At 31.2% G+C, this 18,742-nt stretch carries 16 protein-coding genes; 9 read left to right on the forward strand and 7 right to left on the reverse strand.

Annotated elements, in window-relative coordinates:
* Positions 1–37: 37 nt before the first annotated feature.
* Genes NAMH_RS06270 through NAMH_RS06290 form a run of 5 tightly spaced genes read left to right on the forward strand, consistent with a single transcriptional unit; the run spans position 38 to position 5,514 of the window.
* Positions 38–463 carry a PAS domain-containing protein gene (locus NAMH_RS06270; RefSeq protein ID WP_012663526.1) on the forward strand — a complete coding sequence of 142 codons (426 nt, stop codon included), beginning with the start codon at positions 38–40 and terminating at the stop codon, positions 461–463.
* Positions 463–1,671 carry a hypothetical protein gene (locus NAMH_RS06275; protein ID WP_015901986.1) on the forward strand — a complete coding sequence of 403 codons (1,209 nt, stop codon included), beginning with the start codon at positions 463–465 and terminating at the stop codon, positions 1,669–1,671. Before NAMH_RS06270 ends, NAMH_RS06275 begins: the two co-directional genes overlap by 1 nt.
* Positions 1,671–2,051, forward strand: a complete 381-nt coding sequence (locus NAMH_RS06280; protein WP_015902726.1) for an SEL1-like repeat protein — start codon at positions 1,671–1,673, stop codon at positions 2,049–2,051. The genes NAMH_RS06275 and NAMH_RS06280 overlap by 1 nt, the downstream gene beginning before the upstream one ends.
* Complete coding sequence (locus NAMH_RS06285; protein ID WP_012663636.1) at positions 2,048–5,140, forward strand: ATP-binding protein; 3,093 nt, start codon at positions 2,048–2,050, stop codon at positions 5,138–5,140. The genes NAMH_RS06280 and NAMH_RS06285 overlap by 4 nt, the downstream gene beginning before the upstream one ends.
* Positions 5,141–5,145: 5 nt before the next feature.
* The gene (locus NAMH_RS06290) at positions 5,146–5,514 is read left to right on the forward strand and encodes a response regulator (protein WP_012663816.1); all 369 of its coding nucleotides are present in this window, start codon (positions 5,146–5,148) and stop codon (positions 5,512–5,514) included.
* Here NAMH_RS06290 and mqnE read toward each other — a convergent pair.
* Positions 5,501–6,565, reverse strand: a complete 1,065-nt coding sequence (gene mqnE / locus NAMH_RS06295) for an aminofutalosine synthase MqnE (protein WP_015902101.1) — start codon at positions 6,563–6,565, stop codon at positions 5,501–5,503. The genes NAMH_RS06290 and mqnE overlap by 14 nt on opposite strands.
* Positions 6,566–6,632: 67 nt before the next feature.
* Here mqnE and NAMH_RS06300 point away from each other — a divergent pair, with 67 nt between their 5' ends.
* Entirely contained in the window at positions 6,633–9,080 is a 2,448-nt protein-coding gene (locus NAMH_RS06300; protein WP_015901914.1) for a [protein-PII] uridylyltransferase family protein, read from the forward strand.
* Positions 9,077–10,726, forward strand: a complete 1,650-nt coding sequence (locus NAMH_RS06305; protein ID WP_012663605.1) for a sensor domain-containing diguanylate cyclase — start codon at positions 9,077–9,079, stop codon at positions 10,724–10,726. The genes NAMH_RS06300 and NAMH_RS06305 overlap by 4 nt, the downstream gene beginning before the upstream one ends.
* Here NAMH_RS06305 and NAMH_RS06310 read toward each other — a convergent pair.
* Positions 10,723–11,490: a 3'-5' exonuclease gene (locus tag NAMH_RS06310; RefSeq protein WP_015902482.1), complete on the reverse strand. Its 768-nt coding sequence runs from the start codon at positions 11,488–11,490 to the stop codon at positions 10,723–10,725. The two genes, NAMH_RS06305 and NAMH_RS06310, sit on opposite strands and share 4 nt — an antisense overlap.
* 223 nt (positions 11,491–11,713) lie before the next feature.
* On the opposite strand from NAMH_RS06310, the gene NAMH_RS06315 reads away from it, so the two are divergent.
* The gene (locus tag NAMH_RS06315) at positions 11,714–13,246 is read left to right on the forward strand and encodes a multiheme c-type cytochrome (RefSeq protein WP_015902282.1); all 1,533 of its coding nucleotides are present in this window, start codon (positions 11,714–11,716) and stop codon (positions 13,244–13,246) included.
* A gap of 353 nt (positions 13,247–13,599) precedes the next feature.
* On the opposite strand, the gene NAMH_RS06320 is transcribed toward NAMH_RS06315, so the two are convergent.
* From NAMH_RS06320 to lgt, 5 genes are all read right to left on the reverse strand, one after another.
* Complete coding sequence (locus tag NAMH_RS06320) at positions 13,600–13,839, reverse strand: c-type cytochrome (RefSeq protein ID WP_012663883.1); 240 nt, start codon at positions 13,837–13,839, stop codon at positions 13,600–13,602.
* A gap of 126 nt (positions 13,840–13,965) precedes the next feature.
* The gene (locus NAMH_RS06325; RefSeq protein ID WP_015902122.1) at positions 13,966–14,658 is read right to left on the reverse strand and encodes a cytochrome c biogenesis CcdA family protein; all 693 of its coding nucleotides are present in this window, start codon (positions 14,656–14,658) and stop codon (positions 13,966–13,968) included.
* 2 nt (positions 14,659–14,660) lie between these two features.
* Positions 14,661–15,053 (reverse strand): thioredoxin family protein, encoded by a 393-nt coding sequence (locus NAMH_RS09025; protein WP_015901774.1) that lies wholly within the window; start codon positions 15,051–15,053, stop codon positions 14,661–14,663.
* A complete protein-coding gene (gene hemG, locus NAMH_RS06335; protein ID WP_015902475.1) occupies positions 15,053–16,282 on the reverse strand; it encodes a protoporphyrinogen oxidase in 1,230 nt (409 codons plus the stop codon). Before hemG ends, NAMH_RS09025 begins: the two co-directional genes overlap by 1 nt.
* Positions 16,279–17,082, reverse strand: coding sequence for a prolipoprotein diacylglyceryl transferase (gene lgt / locus NAMH_RS06340; protein WP_015901983.1), 804 nt, complete (start codon positions 17,080–17,082; stop codon positions 16,279–16,281). The genes hemG and lgt overlap by 4 nt, the downstream gene beginning before the upstream one ends.
* A 237-nt stretch (positions 17,083–17,319) precedes the next feature.
* Between lgt and NAMH_RS06345 the strand changes: the two genes are divergently transcribed.
* Positions 17,320–18,594, forward strand: a complete 1,275-nt coding sequence (locus NAMH_RS06345; RefSeq protein WP_015902719.1) for a (Fe-S)-binding protein — start codon at positions 17,320–17,322, stop codon at positions 18,592–18,594.
* Positions 18,595–18,742: the final 148 nt, after the last annotated feature.

Here is an 18,742-nt window from a genome sequence, read left to right on the forward strand (position 1 = left end):
AAAATATCACTTTCTTAACACAGACAAAAGGTGGATAATGAGACCTAATCCAATCGATGAAGAAGTAACCTTCGAAGATGCAGGTGTTGCTAACAGATCAATTATAAGCAAAACAGATTTAAAAGGTATTATTACATTTGTGAATAAACCTTTTTGTACACTATCAGGATACTCCAAAGAAGAACTTATAGGAAAACCTCACAATATAATAAGACATCCGGACATGCCAAAATCTATTTTTAAACAAATGTGGAACACAATAGAAAAAGGTGAAACGTTCAGAGGATTTATAAAAAATTTAAGAAAGGACGGTAAATACTACTGGGTAGAAGCATTTATTGAACCAATTTATGATGAAAACGGTGTAAAAATCGGTTACAGTTCCATAAGAAAACCAGTTTCCGATTCTGACAAAGAAAAATACGAAAAACTTTACAAAGAATTGAAAGAAAAGGAAGAATGATGCTAATTATTGTAAAAGATAATCAAATTACAGGTATTGAAAAAAAACTTCTAAACACTCTGAACATAGACTTATCTTCGGTGTCGGAATTTATAAACACTTTAAATTTACAGCTTTCCTCAATAAACAATACACCAATTACAATTAACGATAAAAATTTTAATGTAAATGAAATAGAATTGTTATCTACCGAAAACATAAAAATATTTGATTTAACTTTAAGTGAAGAAACGGCTCATCCTTCAGAAGAGTCCCTTCAGCCTCATGATTTTGGTGAAGCTCCTCTTATTAAAGAACATGAAGAAGCTATAAGTAAAGAACCTGAATTTGCCCCTAAAGAAGAAGTGAGTTTAGCCGAACCGGAAATTAATTTAATAAGTGAAGAAAAAAGTGAAGACTTTTTAGTAATACCTCAGAGTGAAGAAGAAGAACCGACACTTGATATTGGCATTATTCAAGAAGAAGAACCACAAATTGAAGAAGTCGAAAAAGAAGAAAAAGAACCGGAAGAAAAATTAATTGCAGTTGAAGAAGAACATATTGAGTTTGAAGAACCTACAGAATCGGAACTCAATGAAATAGAACTTCCTGAAGCCGGGGTTATAGAAATATCATTTGAGGATGATTTAGAAGAAATAAGAAAAATTTTAAGTATGAATAAAGAAGAGTTCAACAAGGCGACTATTGAAGAGCTTAAAAAAGCTTCGGAAGAATTAGGAATTGATTATAAAGAATTGGTAGAATGGCATGATCAACTAATCGATCAATTTAAAGACGAAAAATCAGCAATTTATAAATACATAAATAAAAAAGACTATAACAAACTGCATGAAAGTTATCATAAACTAAAAGGTGCGGCATTAAATCTAAGACTATCAAAAATAGCTCTTGTACTTAAAAAATTAGATGAATTATCAAAAAGTAAAGAAGATATTGAAAAAATTAAAAAAATAACAGACGATTTCTACAAATTAATAGAAAACGAAGCTATCAATTTAGCTGAAGAAACAAAAAAAGAAGAAGAAAAAGAACAGACTGCAGCTAAACCTGATAAATATATTGAAGACATTATTTTAAAAACTATCCAAACTTATCTAAGTACACAAAACGAAGCACAGTTCCAAAAAGATAAAAAATATATTGAAAAACTATTAAATACAAAAATCAATTCAATTGAAGACTTACAACAAATTATAAAAGGAATGTAATGAAAAAACTATTTTTCATTTTCTTTATTATAACAGCGGTATTTGCTCAAAATTTATATTTTGACGCATATAAAAATATTCAAAAAGCAAAAAGAATAATCAAAACAGATCCACAAAAAGCGGATAGGTATTTCATCGAGGCTTACAGTTACTTAAAACAACTTGTAAACACTTCGATAGACAATAACAAACCCTCGGCTAATGCGTTTAATTTACTTGGAAATATGTATTTAAAGGGTTGGGGTGTTGAAAAAAATGAAAGAAAAGCAATTGAACTTTTATGCGGTGCAGCACAGTTGGGTAATAAAAAAGCCAAAAGAACACTTGCTAAACTGAACGTAAAATGCGATAAAATTAATTTTAAGGAGCTTAAACAATGAAAATGTCGTTAACCAAACTATTGGCAATAGCCATATGGATTCCATCTTTAGTTCTAATCACATTTAGTGGATATTTTTTATACAACAGTTATCAAAAATACGTAACCACTCAAAAAAGTTTAAAATATCTTGAACTTGCAAAAAGAATTGAAAGTATGCTTGTTTATCTTGGACAAGAGAGGGGTACAAGCTCGATTTACTCGGTATCAAAAGGAGAGTTTCCAAACTCAAAACAGTTACTTATGAGTAAAAGAGTTTTGATGAACAATGCCATTAGATACTTTAAAACATTTATTAAAGAAAACCCTGAATTTTATAATGAAACAAAAAATATTATTTCTTTAATCAATAAGCTTCCTGAAGTAAGAAGAAACATTGATACATTCAAAGATAACTACATAAAAAATGAATTCTTTACTTATTATACAAAGCTTTCAACGGAGTTAATGAATACCGAAGCTAAAATCCTTAAAAGATTCCCGGTAGAATTAAAACCGTTTTATATTTTGAAATTCCAGTTTGAAAGGATGGTTGACTACACTGGTATTATTAGGGGGTTCGGTTCATATTATATTACTGCGGATGAACCAATTAGTGAAAACGAATATAAAAACATTCTTTTAAAATATTATCATGACTCAAACATCTTATTAACGGAAGTTTTAAAACACAAAGTTGCAAGCAGTGTATATAAAAGTGACGCTTTCAAGAAAACAGAAAAACAGATAAAAGAAATTATTTATTATTTACAACAAGCAAACCAAGAGTATTATATTACAGGTGAATTCAACGGTTATCCGATAGACGCATTGGATTACTTTAATATCTTTACAAAAAGAATCGCATTTTTCAAAAGAACAGTTGACCACCTTGACTCTGACATTACTAAAAAACTAAATGAAATCGTTGCTCAGGCAATTAAAACAAGAAATATCAACATAGTTATCTTTATTATCGGTATTTTGATGTTAATCATCGGTTTCTATTTACATAGAGCAATTCTTAGACATATTAAATCACTTTCAAACCTTCTTACATCTCTTACGCCTATTACAGGTAAAGAAGTTCAAATCGACATTACAACGCCTCAAGGTATGGACGAAGCACTTAAAATCGTGGATGAAGCAATTAAAGTTACACAAGAATCCGTCAGAAAGGCTGAAGAGGCTACAAAAGCAAAATCATTATTCCTTGCAAACATGTCACATGAGATCAGAACTCCTCTTAACGGTATTTTAGGATTCTTGGAGTTATTAAACACAACTGATTTAACAGAAGAACAGTTAGATTACGTAAATACTATCGCACAAAGTGCAAAAAACCTTTTACAAATCGTTAATAACATCTTAGACGTTTCCAAAATCGAAAGTAACAAAGTTTCACTTGAGCTTATCGACTTTAAAGCTGTTGATGAATTCGAAAACACAATTGAACTTTTCGGTACGCCTGCTGCACAAAAAAATATCGAACTTACAACGCAAATATCACCAAACATTCCTTCAATCATTAAAGGTGATATTTTAAAAATCAAAGAAATACTTACAAACCTTTTAAGTAACGCTATTAAGTTTACACCGAACAACGGTCATATTCATGTAAAAATACAACTTGAAAAAATTATAGACAATAAAGCTAAAATATATTTTGAGGTAAGAGACAGCGGTATAGGAATGAGTGAAGAACAAAAAGAAAAAATATTTGAAGCCTTTTCTCAGGCTGATGAATCAGTTACAAGAAAATACGGTGGTACAGGTCTTGGACTTACAATCGTTAAATCGTATATTGAAATGATGGGTGGGAAAATATATCTTGAGAGTGAATTAAATAAAGGAACTAAATTCTATTTTAACTTAATGTTTGATATTGTCGATCCTAAACCTAAATACGCTAAAGACATATTTGCAAATAAAGAAATCGCTGTTTTAAATACAATTACTGAAACATTAAGAAAAGAAACCACTTTAGAATATTTGAACTATTTTGGAACTGAAAAAGTAGGCTTTAATACAGCTGAAGAATTAACAACATTAAAAAGCAGAGAAAAATTCGATGGTGTAATGATTTTCTATGAAGAAAGCGATAAAAAAATAATTGAAGAGATCAGTAAAATTAATATTCCTAAGATATTTGTTGCTTCATATTCTAAAAAAGAAGAAATAAACAAATTGGATTATGATGCTGTAATATTCGATCCTAATATTCCTTCTAAAGTATTTAAAGCATTAGAATCTCTAAACGAATACAAAGTTGAAACAACTGCTAAAGCAGAAGAAAAACCTCAACATAAAGACATTTATTCACTTAAAGCTTTAATTGCGGAAGACAATCCGATTAATCAGAAACTACTTCAAACAACACTTAAATCACTTGGTATAGAAAGTGATTTGGCAAACAACGGTCTTGAAGCATTTAATAAATACACAATAAACCCGGATAAATACGATGTAATATTTATGGACGTTCAAATGCCAGTTATGGACGGTTTGGAGGCCACACAGGAAATTTTAGAATTTGAGCAAGAAGAAGAAATACCTCACACTCCTATCATTGCCGTAACCGCAAACGTTTTAAAAGGAGACAGAGAAAGATTTTTAGGCTCAGGTATGGATGAGTACATTTCAAAACCAATCGAAAAAGACGCCTTGTTAAAAATTCTTGAAAGAGTTGCTCACGGTGATTTCAGCAAACATTATGAAACACATGCCGAAGAACACACCCACAAAGAAAGTTCTCCTCAAACAGTTACTGAAAACAATGTAAAACCGGAAATGGAAGAGGCAAAAGAACAATCTATTATTTTAGCAACGACAAGCCCGTTCTTATCAAGCTACATTAGTCATATAATAAATGATATAATTATTGTTGAAAATTTAGAAGAGTTGACAAAAGCACTAAGCAAACACAGACATTCTATTATTATGATTGATGAAAACTTTAGTGAAAGAGACGACGTAAGATTCTTAATCAAATCACTTAAAAAATTAGAACCTAAAAAAATTATCGTATTAGGTGATGAAGTAATAGAAGAAGCAGATGTCACAATTACTGACTTAAAACCTGAAACAATACAAAACGTAATTAAAGGATAAAAAAAATGTCGAATAAAAAAGTACTTGTTGTAGATGATGATCCGATCAATAGAAAATTAATAGTGAAAATCCTTTCTAAAAAAGGATTTGAAGCTATTGAAGCAGGCAACGGGGTAGAAGCGTTTACCGCTTTGGAAAATAATGATGTTGATTTAATTTTATTGGACATTGTTATGCCTGTTATGGACGGTATTGAATTTTTAAAAGAAATAAAAACAAAACCGGCTTATATTAATTTACCTATTGTAATTTTAACAACGGATGATAGTAAAAAAATGGAAGCCAAAGATCTCGGCGCAGATGATGTAATTATTAAGCCGGTTTCAGCAATTGAACTTTTAGAAACAATAGAAAGATTATTTAATAAACCTTAATCTCATTATATAAACTATCCCTTTCTACAGGGATAAACCCGCTATCTTTTATCAATTCCACTAAATCATTTAAATTCAAACCGTTTGAAGATGCCGCACCAGCAGCTGAGTTTATTGATTCTTTTTCAATAGTTCCATCAATATCATTCGCACCGTATTCTTGAGCAACAAGAGAAAGATTTAATGTGGTGGTCACCCAATATGCTTTTATATTCGGAATATTTTGTAACAAAATTCTACTTATGGCGATTGTTTTTAAAATCTCCGTTCCGGTCAGAAACTTAGAAACATTCAAATAGTTATTTTTTCTTTGATATACAAGAGGGATAAAAGCATTAAACCCGCCTGTTTTATCCTGAAGTTTTTTTATTCTCATTATATGATCAATTCTGTGTATTCTGTCTTCTATATGACCAAAAAGCATTGTAACATTAGATTTTTTACCCATTGTATGCCAAATTTCATGAATTTTTAGCCAGTCATCACTACTTACTTTCCCTTTGCATATTTTGTTTCTTATTTGTTCATCAAAAATTTCAGCGCCACCCCCGGGCATCGAGTCAACACCTGAATTCGCCATATCTTCCAAAACTTCTTTATGAGATTTTCCGCTAAGCTCACTGAAAAAATTAACTTCTGCAGCTGTAAACGCTTTTACATGAATATCAGGAAGTTCTTGTTTTATAGATTTTACAATATTCATATAATACTCATACCCTACTTCAGGATTGTGAGCCGACACCACATGTACTTCTTTAGCTCCTTTTTCATAAGCATTTTTTGCTATCTGAACACATTCTTCCACACTCAACGTATATGGATTCGGGTTTTTCCTATGTGCTGAAAAAGCGCAAAATTTACATACGTCTTTACATATATTACTCGGATTAATATGTCTGTTAATATTAAAATATGTTTTTTTTCCGAATTTATCCAATCTTATTTTTTGCGCAGCTTTTCCTAAAACAGATAAATCCAAATCATATAATTTATTTGCTTCATCTAAAGTAAACTCTATATTGTTTTCCAATTTTTGTATTAATTTATCCATTTTTTCCCTTCATTATGTCCATTACTCTTCACTACTTTTTTGTTAAAATATCATAAAAGGAGAGAAAATGCAACTACAACAAATCATTTACAGCTCCGAAAACGATTTGGAAATAGCAAAAGCTATTAAAAAAGAAATAAAAGAATATCTTAACAGCATAAAAGTAGAAGGCGGTAAAGATTTTTTTGTGAAACACACAAAAAAAATGGATGAATTCGTTACGCTGATTTATAAATATATTTTAAAAAAAACGTTTCAAGAATTTCAACCTCCGTTTAATAATATACCAATTTCTATAATTGCTCTTGGCTCATATGGAAGAGAACAGCTTTCTATATATTCTGATATTGATATTATGATTGTATACAAAAATATAAAAGGATACAATTTAAAAGAAATAATAGAAAATTACATTACTATGTTATGGGACCTTGGTCTTAAAATAGGACACAGGGTACACGAATTAAATGATTTGTTTCCCGCAAGTAACGAAGATATTACAATTAAAACTGCAATGCTTGAGAGCAGATTTATTTTCGGAAGCAAATTCCTATGGTATGAAATACAAAATGAATTAAATAAAATCAGAAACCACAATAAAAAAGAATATATTCTCGCGAAATATAACGAAATGCTTGAACGTCATAAAAAGTATCCTATTTCAATGGAACCGAACATAAAAGACGGATTTGGCGGAATAAGAGATTCTAACACGTTACTTTGGATAAATAAAGTTATATTCAATTATCCGAATAACGCATATTTAATTCCAAAATACGCAAGCGAAGAAGATTTCAGAGAATATCGAAGCTCTCTTGAATTTTTATTTAAGGTAAGAGTATATTTACATCTTGCTGCAAAGAAAAAAATCGATAAAGTATTACTCGCTTATCAAAGAGAAATCGCTCTTAATATGGGTTATGTTGATTCTCCGAGAATTACCGCAGAAAGAAAATTCATTAAAGACCTGTTAAAAGCTTTATGGAGCGTAAATACGTTTACCTCAATTGTGATTAAAAAAATAATTAAACCGTACCTATACAAACATTCATATACTCAAATGAAAAATAAACGTGTGAAAAAAGATTACTACATATGTGAACAGACAATATACACCAGATTTTCTAATAAAGAAAATTTTAAAGATCTAATTAAATCTTTAATCGAAATAGAATTTAAAAAACATGATGTTTCAGTGGTTTCCAATCTTAAAGAAAAAAAATATTTAATCACAAAAAAATTAAAAAAAGAACTTTTTTATAAAAACGGATTATATCCTCTTCTTTTCGCACTATATAAATCCAAAAAAATTGAAAGTATAATTCCGGCATTTGAAAAAATAAAATATCTTGCACAATTTGACGGATATCACCAGTATCCGGTTGATATTCACTCTTTATACACGGTAAAAGAAATCGAAAGTCTGGAAGAATTTAAAAATTTAAACGAAAACGATAAAGCAATTTTAAGGTTTACGGCTCTATTTCATGATTTGGGAAAAGGAAGAATAGAAGACCACTCGATCGTCGGAGCAAAAATTGCCAAAGAGTATGCTGAAGAGTTTGGTATACCGGACTCTGAAACCATTTCAAAACTTATAAGACACCATACATTAATGTCTAATATCGCTCAAAGGGAAGATATACATAATGATAAAGTTATACTCTCGTTTGCCGAAATTGTTCAAAATCAAAGATTTTTAAAACTTCTCTACTTATTGACAATTGCTGATATCAAAGCGGTGGGTGTCGGTATATTTACTCCGTTTAAAGCATCTCTTTTAAAAACTTTATATTTCAATACGTTAAATGCACTTGAAAACAAAGAACTTATAAGTGAAATAGCATTAAGAAAAAGAAAAGAAAAACTTCTTTCATCAAAAGAAGAATTTAAAGCACTACCAAAAACTTTCCAGAAAAAAGTTTTAGCTTCACCGTCTAATCAGCTCTTTTTGCAAAACTCTATTAATGAAATTTTAAATATATTAGAATGGATAAAAGATACGGAAAAATATAAATATAAGTTCGAAAACGAAAAACATTTAGTAGTACACATCGTAAAAGACGATTCTCTTAATTTTTCATTAGGCTGGTTTTTAGACAAATTAGCCAAATTAAAATTAAATCACTTATCAATATACAAAATAGGTAATTTAAAATATTTTAAAATTGAATTTAATCAAAGTGTTGAAGAATTTGACCTGCCTTTAATTGCTCAATATATAGAAAAAGCTTTTAAAGAAGTTTTACAGACAAAACACAAAGTAACTTTCAAACCGGAAGAATTTGAAATAGATTGTAATCATTCTCAGAATTATGCGTCAATGAAATTAAAAACCAAAGATAAAAAAGGAATAGTTTCTACAATTATGCAAGTTTTGGACGATTTCAATATTAGAGTTGAAGATGTTAAAATTTCTACTCAAAAAAATATTGCCAGAGATTTGTTTATTATTTCTAAAGAAAATGGTTTTTGCAATAAAATTGACGATATTTTAAAAAGGCTTTGTGAATGAAAAAAAAGATTCTGTTAATAATCGCCCTGATAATGATTATATCTACAATATTAAGAACAATGATAGTTGGATATTCATTTTTAAATTTTTCAAATGCTACAATTGAAAACGAAGCCAATTTATTAAAAGAATTACTTCAAGAAGTGATAGATAAAGACAGATTTATCAAAATAATTCAAAAATCACAACATATTAAAGAAATAGAATTTATAAATAAAAAATCATCAAAAACAACCATTTTATCAGATTACAATCACAAAACTTTTACAACTCTTTTACCATTTTCGGATAATCAAACATTAAAAATAGTTTTTGAAGCTGATAATTACTTTAAAAAATTACAAAACACATATCTGCAGCTTATATTTATCGCTATTGTATCGTTAATAATTATTATTTTAATTGTTAATTACTTTTTAACCCCTTATTTGGAAATTTTAGAGAAAATAAAAACGTCTACAAATAATATATTAAACGGAAATTTCAACCAACACATCGATACGAAATTAAAAGGTGAAGCAAAAGAATTCGTGGATTCATTCAATATATTTTTACAAAAGCTTAAAGAAAGCTTCGGTGTTATTGAAGAAAAATACACATCTCTAATTGAAAAAGAGCGTTCAGACGATCCGTTAAATGATGCAAAAGAAACTATAGAACAACTTGCAAATATTTTCAAATTTAAAAACATGATTGAAGAAGACAATACAACTGATGAAATTTTTAACAGACTTGTCGATGTACTGCTCAATTTCAAAATTAATAATTTTTCTTTAATAGGTATAGACAATTCTGAAAACACTACGTTCGAAATATATAAACAAGGAGATATTTGTTGTGACATATTAGATAATTTTAAAGCGTGTAGAGCTTATAGACTTAAAAAAACTATAAACTCTCAAGAATTCCCGAAAGTTTGTCCGATGCATTATTGCGACAATGAATATATCTGTATACCTTTTAGTGCAAGCGGTAATTTTACCGGTATATTAAAAATAAATATTAATTCTGAGGCTGAAAAAAAACATATAAATAAAAACCTTCCGTATATAAAAGCATATTTAAATGAAGTTTCCGCCATTATTGAAGCTAAATACACATTAGAGTTATTACACAATCAGTCTATTAAAGATCCTTTGACAAATTTATTCAACAGAAGACATCTTGAAAACATATTACCAATGCTGATAGCAGCCGCACAAAGAAGAAATGAAAAACTTGCTTTTTTAATGATTGATATGGATTATTTTAAAACTGTAAACGATACTTATGGTCATAAAGCAGGTGATACAGTATTAAAAACACTTGCAAATATACTTATTAATAATGTAAGAAAAAGTGATATAGTAATTAGATATGGCGGAGAAGAATTTTTAATAATTTTACAAAATATTAAATCATATGAAGATGCGATTAATATTGCCGAAAAAATAAGAACAAGTATAGAAAATACAAAAATTCAACTGGACAACACAGTAATACAAAAAACCATAAGCATAGGTATAAGTCTGTTTCCGGAACATTGTAAACAGGGTTGGGAATGCATAAAATATGCCGATATCGCCTTATATAAAGCAAAAGAAAACGGTAGAAACCAAGTTGTGTTATTTCATGAAGATTTTAAAAAAGATTATGAAGAATATTAATTTTTATTTTTTTTCTTCTTACATTTGTTTTTTGTAGGAGCCGCAAACTCTATTAAATCTTCAGTAGTAATTATATTATCCGGCAGATTTTCCAAACACATGAGGAAAATTCTCGCTGTAGTTTTTGCATCACCTAAAGCTCTGTGATGAGTTTCTTCCGGAAGTTTTAATTCTTCCATTAAATATTTAAGCCCATATCTCTCTGCTTCAAGAGTTTTTTGTGAAAGAGTTAAAGTACACAAAAACCTATTTAAAATCTCACCCAAATTTTCTTTTTCGAATTGATGTGCTAAAAAATTATAATCAAAATCAGCGGCATGAGCCACAAAAACACTCTCTCCTAAAAATAATCTGAACTTTCTCAATATCTCTTTTTGAGAAGCTTCGTTTTTCAGCATTTCCTGATTTATACCTGTTACTCTTTCTACATATTTCGGAACATCTTTAGCATAAATCAAAAATTCAAAAGTATCTACAATTTTTAAATTTTTTATTTTTACAGCACCTATTTCTATAACCTGTCCGATATTAGGTTTTGAATTGTTTACTTCTATATCCACCACACAATACTCAAACTCATCATAAGGTGTAATAGCGGTTTTTAAGATAACAATGTCATCCTGCACAGTTAATGGGAGACCTTGAAACTTTAAAAAATCTACAGCATTTTCAAAACTAAAATCTGGATATAATTCACTAATATATTTTAAAAACTCTTCTTTTGTTAATCCGGTTTTCAATTTTTCAATAAACTTTTTCTTCATATCGGACTTTTTGTTGAAATTATATCATATTAATGGTTTTAGAAAACAACCAAATGATCATGTTTTTAAGTAAAGATTTTAATTAAAAGTAACGACACTACTATAATTATATAAATACTATTTTCTTTTTTTTTACATTTAATGAAATATAAAACTATTGGCACTTTTGAGACACTTTTTTTTCATACAATACTAAAGAGAAAAAAAATCTCAAGGAGCTAAAATGAAAAAAGCACTTACGGCTGGGTTAAGCGTAGCGGCGATTGCAAGCTTTGCATTTGCAGCAAACAGCTTAGATTCAAACCCAAATTACAAAAAACTTAAAAATTTCAAACCTCAAGGTGTAACAAACGATCAATGTTTAATGTGTCACAAAGCTCAAGATCCTGGTATCGTAGCTGACTGGCAACATTCAAAACACGCAAAAGTTGGTGTAGGATGTGTGGAATGTCACGTTGTTCCTAAAAATTATCCGACTGCTTTCAAAGCACACCCAATGCAAGGAAGCAATTGGACAGTTCAAATTGCAGTATCTTCTGTAACTTGTGCTAAATGTCACGCAAAAGAAGTTACTGAATATATGAACTCTGGACACGCAAGAGGTGCGGCTCAGTGGCTTGCAACTCCTAAAAACAAACACGGTTACCTAATGACTAAACTTTCTTATCATTATGAAAGTTTAAAAGGTGCTAACCAGTCATATATGGTAAACGGTAAAAAAATGGAAAAAGGTATCAGAACTGATGGTCCTGTATTCCAAGCAAATGAAAAATCTCCAAGAGTAGCAGACTTAAACGTTGCTAACATCTGTATCCAGTGTCACGGTACTACTATCAAACTTGATAAAAACGGTAGACCAGATGCAACTACTTGGCCAAACGACGGTATTGCAGCACTATATCCAGATGGTGGGGTATCAAACTGTCTATCTTGTCACAGCAGACATAAATTCTCTGCAGCTGAAGCAAGACAACCAGGTGCATGTACAAACTGTCACTTAGGACCTGACCATCCAATGAAAGAAGTATTCGAATCTTCAGTTCACGGACACATTTTCGAAACTAATGAAGAAGATTACAAATTCGATACTGGTGAACAAATCCCAGGTAAAACTGTTAGAGCTGGTACATGTTTCACTTGTCACCAAGCAGCTATCGGTGGATTAAAATCTACTCACAACGTTTCACTTAGACTTAAATGGAACCTATGGGCACCAGGAAGCTTCTTAAGAACTGGTGGATATGAAACTGCTGGTTGGGCATTCTGGAAAGGTGGAGGAAAAATCAATCCTGACACTGTAATCAGAGGTAACGCTAAAGCTGGTAACCCTCAAGGTCCAGAAGCAGCAAGAGCTGAAATGAAAAAAGTTTGTATGGTATGTCACGAAGCTACATTTACAAACAACTATTTCCAAAGAATTGATGCGGCTGTAACTGTTTACAACCAATACAAATCTTTTGCAACTAAAATGTTAAAAGATCTTAAAGCTAAAGGTCTAATGAAATCTGACGTATGGAGCGATCCATTCTTCAAACTATACTACTACCTATGGCATCATGAAGGTAGAAGATTTAGACACGGTGCAGCTATGGGATCACCTGACTATGCTCACTGGCATGGTGTATTCCAAGTAATGCAAGATATCAGAGAAATGAAAGATATCTATGATTACAGAATGAAAATGCTTAAAAAATACGGAGACCCTAAAAAAGCATTGGCAAACGAAGTTCCAATGCCAGTTGTTACTCACGAGTAATATCTCCTCTCCCTTTCGGGAGTTTTTTATTTACACATTATAGTGTCTGTCACCAAAAGCAGCTTCCTTGTTACATTAAAACATAAGAATAAAAAACTTTTAATATTCAAAGTTTTATTATCTTTAAATAACATATTGCTCATTTTGTTTACGCTTGATTTCGCACCAAAATATATAACTCTTAATTTGTCCTTACACAAAATAACTCCTGCCGCTATTAATAAAACATAACTATTTGTACAATATAATCTTTTTTTCGTGAATAGTTAAATAAAAAACATAAATCAGACTTAGTGTCTGTCACTAATCTAAATCAACTCCCAAAAATTGGGAGCTTTAATTAATCTGCTAAATTATTTTTTTCCGAATTCTTTAGCTGCCGCTTCAATATCAGCATCACTCATATTTTTAACGGCATTAACCATCATAGGATTACCTTTTCCAGCTTTGAATTCTTTTGTTTTTTTAACAATTTCTGCTGGAGTCATTGTGTCTAATTTTACAGCCATTCCGCCATTATGACACATTGCACAGTTAAAATTACCTGCAAATGCAAATCCAGCTACTGCCGCTACTGCTAAAAGTTTTTTCATATTCGCTCCTTATCTTTTTTAACACGGTATTATACTTTAAATGTAAATATTTACAAAAATTTGACATTTTTTATAAGATTTTTTTATATCAGAATTCATTATTACTGATATAAAATCACTTTTTATTTATATTACTGCTTTATAAAGTATATAAACACCTACACTTATTAATAAAAAACCTGAAATTTTTTCAATGATTCCCATGTAATTTTTCATTTTGTCTATTAGTTTCATACTCCAAACTGTAAACAGCGCCATTAAAATAAACGGTGTGGCAAGTCCTAAAGTATAAAGCACCATCATTGAAAGAGCTTTTGCAGGTTCCGTTGCTGCCATACCTATTATTGTTCCAAATATCGGACCAATACACGGCGTCCACCCGAACGCAAATGAAAACCCGAGCAAAAACGCACCCGCGTTTTGAAGATTTAATCTTTTCTCATACTGTAAAAAGTTAAATTTTATAAATCCTGCAACATTAATACCGAATAATATAATCACTAAAGCCAAAACAACATTCACCCATTTATACGCAAAAATATTACCTATTAGGTTTGCACTTGCGGCACCTATTAAAATAAACACAGAAGCAAATCCAGCAATAAAAAGAGCTGAATTTATAAATATTTTTATTCTTTCTTTTCCTGTCAGTTCTTTTTCTTTAAGTTCTTTTGCACTAATTCCTGTAATGTAGAAAAAATATATCGGTACAAGCGGTAGCACGCATGGTGAGAGAAAAGATAAAAGCCCTGCAATATAGCTCACAATAAAAGGCATTTTATCAAAATAATCAAACAGTTGAAACGTTAAATTTTCCATTTTTATCCCTTAATTATTTTTTTTAATTCTTCTAAGAAATGCGTGTAACTCGTAGCTCCATACACTCCCGTTATAAATTTTCCGTCGTTTGTATAAAAAAGTATTGCGGGAGTAAAATTAAAATAATGTTTTCTGAATTTTTCAGGTATATCATCCGCATCGGCATAATACTCTACCAAAACAAACTTAGAATTTAATATTTTTACAACATCTCCCCCGCTCATTACCGTATCTTTCATAAATTCACACGGAGGACAGTCGTGCTTGCTTATATCAACCATTACGTATTTATTCTCTTTTTTAGCAACTTCAAACGCTTTTTTATAGTCTGAATACCAGTTCAAGTTTGAGGCGAATAAATAAACTCCTAAGAGTAAGAAAAACAACTTTTTCATTATTTTTCCTTTTTAATTTGCTCTGCAAGTTCGAAAGAGTTTTTTATACAGTCGTTAAAACTAACACCATTATAAGCATTGCCTGTTAAATAAACATTAACATTTTTAGCCTCATCCATAATTTTTTTAACCAAATCCTGATGACCTAACGAATAATTCGGAATAGCTTTTTTATGCATTTTTATCCATTTTATTTTCGGATTTGCGTTTTTAATAACCTCATAAATATCTTTCTCGGCGATTTCTATTATCTCATCTTCACTCATATCCTTAATATCAGGATATCTCGCTCCTCCTACCATTACACGTATTCCGTTTCTGTTCGGGAAAATATACTTATCCATTAAAATCCCCAAAGTTTTATTCTCAACCGTCAAAATCCCGAAACATACAGGCGATATACTGTCATAATCAAATCCTACAATCGCAACCGGATTATAAGGAATTTCATTTAAGAGCAAACTTAGTTTTTCATATTTTTTGAGAATTTGGGCTGCATCATATGCAGGCGTAGCGATTACAACCTTATCATAATCTTTAAGCTCGTCAATATCTTTTATCTCTTTTTGTATAAACTGGGCCTTTGTTTTTTCTTTTAACTTCTCAATCATTTCGCTCATACCGTATTCAAACGAGTGAAGTTCCCCTGTCGGCTGCCCTCCTCTTTTTAATTTAATCATACCTTTAAAAAGCGATCCGTATTCACACTCTATTTTTTTAAGCTTTGGAAACGCCGCATTCATTGAAGTAATTTCAGGCGTAGAAGCGTAAATTCCCGCAAGCATCGGAGTCATCATACGTCTTTTAAATTCAGTCCCGAGTCTTCTTGTGGCAAACTCTGCAACCGTTTCTTCCCTGTCACACACCGGTTTTCTGAAAAACTCCATTGCAACGTCGAACTTGCCTTTCCAAGAGAGGATATCGCTTGTTATAAAGTCCAAAGGTTTCAGAGGGATTTTAATAAGTTTGTTATCGTATATATATCTGATTTTTGAATTATCATTGGCTTTTATCGGCTTTATTCCGATTTCTTCACAAAGTTCCATGGTTTTAGGAGAGTTGCTTAAAAATCCGTTTACCCCTTCTTCCATTAAATATTCACCGACTTTAGCCGTATACGCCTTACCGCCCCATTTTTCTTTTTCAAAAACGGTTACTTCAAAATCGTTTTGTAAATAATAAGCAAGACTAAGCCCGCTTATACCTCCGCCGACAATAGCAAGTTTCATAATCGTCTCCTTTTAATATATAAAAATATTCCGAAAATTATCATAAAAAAGCTCAAAATTTCACCCATTGTAAAATGCATAAATATAAATCCGAGCTGCGGATCCGGTTCTCTCCAAAGCTCACATAAACTTCTAAAGATTCCGTAAAGTATAACATATAAAGCAATTAATTCTCCGTCATTTCTGCGACATTTTTTATAATAAAAATACAAAATCACAAAAATAACCATGCCTTCAAAAAAAGCTTCATAAAGCTGACTCGGATGCCTTAAAACACCATTTACGTAAATTCCCCAAGGTACATCTGTAACCCTACCGAAAAGTTCTTGGTTTAAAAAGTTGCCTATTCTTCCAAAGATATACCCCACTGGGACGGCTAATGCCACAATATCTAATATTTTCCACATATTTACCTTTTTTATTTTCCAGTATAAAAGCGTAGCAATTGTAAAACCGATAACCGCTCCGTGGTAACTCATACCCCTGATTCCGATAAATTCACCATCCCTGAAAGGATTAAACATCTCCCAAGGATGACTAAGATAATAACCGTTATTAGGAACATAAAAAATAAAATACCCTATTCTCGCACCAAGAATAATACCTATTTCAACCCATATAAAATATTCATCTATAATTTTTCTATCAATTCCCTCTCGCTTTGCAAATTTAATAGCAACCCAGTATCCCGTAACTAATGCCAAAACATACATTATTCCGTACCAGTGAATTTTAAATATACCTAAATCGAAAGCGACGGGGTTAAAATGGGAGTAAATATGCTGCCAGTATTCGAGCACTTTGTACCTTTTTTCCGAAAATTATATCACATTCTTGAAGTTTTCAGGGTTGTAATTTGGTTATGGTTGTAAAGTACATCGAATTATTAAGGTTATTGAAGTATATTGGTGTAATGGTATATTAGTAATTAGTATATTTGTTTATTTGTAAATCAGGTCTGGCACTGTTTCAATTCTCAATTCACTATTGACATTATTAAAATAGTATGATAAATTGCAATTCAAAAAGGAACTGCTTTGTTTAAGTTTTCCGACACTTCCGATATGTGCATCAAATGTGGTAAATGTATCCCCGGATGTACAATCCACAGAATAAATCCTGATGAAACTACCTCGCCAAGGGGTTTTTTAGATCTTTTAAAAGGCGTAGAAGAAGGTGAAATAGAACTTGACAAAAACGCCAAAGACATATTTGAAAGCTGTTTTTTATGTAATCAGTGTGTTGAAGTATGTCCGAACTCGCTTCCTACCGATTTTATGATTGAAAATGTAAGAAAAGAGATAGCGGACAAATACGGTATTGCGTTTTTCAAAAGAGTGTTTTTCTTTTTACTCAAAAACAGATGGGCATACGACATCGTAAGTAAACTCGGATATATGTTCCAAACATGCGGATTTAAAATTGAAGCCGATAAAAACGCTATGAGAAGCCGCTTTAACATACCTATGCTTAAAAAGGGAAGACTCCTGCCTTCCATGAAACAAAAATCGTTTCTTAAAAAATACCCTGAAAAAATACCGGCACAAAATCCAAAAAAAAGAGTGGCTATTTTTATCGGATGTATGGCAAACTATAACTATACGGAAGTCGGTGACGCACTTGTCAGTATTTTAAAATTCCTTGATATCGATATATTTATTCCAAAAAAACAGCTCTGTTGCGGAGCGCCTGCGTATTTTACCGGGGATTTTAAAACAACGGAAGAGCTTATCAGATACAACATAGAATATTTCGAAAGTTTTATAGACCAAGTCGACGCAATAATTGTACCTGAAGCAACATGTACCGCAATGCTGAAAAAAGACTACGAAGAATATATCCACGCACATATGGATAAAAACTGGGCCGAAAGACACCGAAAAATAAAATCCAAAATCTTTGGGACAACCGAATGGCTCTATAAACACACAGACCTGAAAGCCAAACTTGAAAATAAAAAAAGACAGCCGGAAGTCATAACATACCACAACTCATGCCACTTCGGAAGAGTGTTTAATATAAAAAAAGAACCGAGAAGCCTGCTTACTCAGGTATATCAGATAAATGAAATGAGCGATCCTGATATGTGCTGCGGATTCGGGGGAATCACAATCCAGACTGAAAAATTCGACCTGGCCGTAAAAGCTGGACAGAAAAAAGCCGAAATAATTAAAGCCGTGGATGCAGACATCGTAAGTGCGGAGTGCAGCGCATGCAGAATGCAGATAACCGAACAGCTTGACAAAGCGGGAGATAATAAAATATTCAAACACCCGCTTGAGCTTATCGCAAAAGCGATAAATGAAGAATAATTAAATTTCCTGGAAAAATATTTCTTTGAGAAAACATCTGCAGCGTAACGGTCGAAATTTCTGTGAAATTTCGGGAACCGTAGCGAAGCCGTTTGAAAAAAGTTATATTTTTTCAGTATTCGCTGAAAAAAAACGCTTTCAATTTTCC

It is taken from the genome of Nautilia profundicola AmH, assembly GCF_000021725.1.
GTDB lineage: Bacteria > Campylobacterota > Campylobacteria > Campylobacterales > Nautiliaceae > Nautilia > Nautilia profundicola.